Here is a 1,835-nt window from a genome sequence, read left to right as displayed (position 1 = left end):
CGGTACTTATAGGACTTGCTTGATGTGCCACAAACCCCGTTAATGGATACGTAGAACCTTGTGCACCCTGGCACCAAAAAAGACTGTTCACGGCAGTGCCTGCAAGTGCTTTACTCGCATCAAAGGCACAAGAAGCTCGTGCAGGAGGCGAGGTAAATAAAACAGCTTCAGGATTTAGAACAAAGGCCAGTTCGGAGTCATTCCAGGTAGGGTCTAACTCTGATGGATATAGGATGTCAAAATCTTCCGTTTCCATACACCCTAAGGACGTTAACACCTGCAGCCAATACACCAGAGGGTATTTGTACCAATGAACGTAATAGAATGCACCGCGCCCATCCACCTCTGGCATCTGGGAGCCGCCTAACCCTTTTTTTGTAACATTCAGCTGCACACCTAAATTGACCATGCACCAGGGCTTGGGCGTCACATCAACCAAAGCAGCAGGCTCCCAATAACCAATAGTGACGCCTAAGCGCTCGCCAATGGGTGTGGGGCATAAACATAAAGGATTGCCTGGATTGTTTGTATCAGGATAACTGCTTTTAACCACATCACTGCTGCCAATGGTGAGTGGAAACAAACAATTCCAGCAGACATCGGTAATTGGATTAACAAAGTGTCCTTTGCACTGAGACGCATAGACGAAGTTCAGCGAACTCAATAAAAACAGCACCATGAATCGGGTAATCAACGTTTTTTTATTCATAGTACCTACTCCTATTTGCGTAACTCGTGTTGACCAATTTCTTGAATACGCCAAACCAATCCTTTTTGGCTGACTACGGAAGGCACATGCTTTAAGTGAAAATAACGACTCAAGCGCCCTTCTAAATCAAAATAAACCGAACCCAAAACCTCGGAGGCCTCCTTAACATCCCCTCCGGTTAAAATAAATTTCACCTGGTCAAAATGCTTATAATGCGCTTTGGCCCAGGCGAGTTGCTTCGGATCATCGGCATTGAAAAAAAACAGCGTTTTAGAAAACGACACGCGTTCAAAAGGATTAAGATGCGTCCCTTTCTTCGCAATCATCGTCCCATCATGGGTATAAAGCGTTTGATTCACGACGATACTTGGATCTAATTCATGGGTTTTAGGGGTCGTCGTCGTGGGTAAATGAAGAGGCTTAGGTCTTCTCACATGCTCCTCCACTCGCGCTACCATGCGCTGTTGATGCTCTTTCAACGCACCTGTTTGCTCTAGGCGATGCAGCTTCGCCATGATGACCTGGCGGATGTCCTGCTCAATAACAGGAAAAAGCTGGCCGTAATTGCCTAAGTTTTTGGCATATACCGGAGCTCCGTTCATTAAGAGTGCTGCAATCAAGCTCGCCACTTTTTTCATAGTGCACCCAGCTTTTCCAAGGTTGCTGCAATCACCTCATCCGTCACATCGAAGCGTCCACTGGAAATCACTGTTGCTGTGATTAAGGTCACATGATGAGAAGCCCCATACTGAGACAAGGTCTGAGGCAATAACGAAGAGTACTGCTTTAACACCTTCTTTTGTTCTTGTTCTGATAACTTACTTTGACTCAATAAAACAGCAGGCTGATTCAGTAACCGCTGCATATCCACCACAGCCAGCGGTGCGGGCTTGTGCATGCTCCATAACACCATGCCAGACAAGACTAAACCCGCTAGAATCAAGAGTTGGGTTTTATAATGACGCAGCATCAGCAAGCCCTCCTTCCACTAACACGTTTTTGGATAGGCCATAGTGTTTGTTGGCTACCAGCATGGCGGCATGAATGTACGATCGCCCAAGTGCTATGTAATTCATTACCGCTTGATAATCGCGTCCATCAGAAGACAATAGGACCCGTGTAAACG

Annotated in this window: 3 protein-coding genes; all 3 read right to left on the bottom strand. The window is 46.3% G+C overall.

The window, feature by feature from the left end; all coding sequences use genetic code 11:
• Positions 1-709, bottom strand: a 709-nt coding sequence (locus A8O27_RS17940) for a TraU family protein (protein ID WP_064115158.1), incomplete at its 3' end; no start/stop codon positions are given.
• Between the two features lie 11 nt (positions 710-720).
• Positions 721-1,347 carry a type-F conjugative transfer system protein TraW gene (gene traW / locus A8O27_RS17935; RefSeq protein ID WP_058460584.1) on the bottom strand — a complete coding sequence of 209 codons (627 nt, stop codon included), beginning with the start codon at positions 1,345-1,347 and terminating at the stop codon, positions 721-723.
• Entirely contained in the window at positions 1,344-1,679 is a 336-nt protein-coding gene (gene trbI / locus A8O27_RS17930; protein ID WP_058460957.1) for a type-F conjugative transfer system protein TrbI, read from the bottom strand. Before trbI ends, traW begins: the two co-directional genes overlap by 4 nt.
• Positions 1,680-1,835: the final 156 nt, after the last annotated feature.

Origin of the sequence: Legionella bozemanae (assembly GCF_001648595.1) — a bacterium.
Lineage (GTDB): Bacteria > Pseudomonadota > Gammaproteobacteria > Legionellales > Legionellaceae > Legionella > Legionella bozemanae.
Note: the sequence above shows the minus strand (reverse complement) of the source record. Positions and strands in the feature narration are given on the sequence as shown.

What these genes read in the sequence shown, in the direction of transcription:
- traW (WP_058460584.1), bottom strand. Translation starts at nt 1,347, where the DNA reads ATGAAAAAAGTGGCGAGCTTGATTGCAGCACTCTTAATGAACGGAGCT.
- trbI (WP_058460957.1), bottom strand. Translation starts at nt 1,679, where the DNA reads ATGCTGCGTCATTATAAAACCCAACTCTTGATTCTAGCGGGTTTAGTC.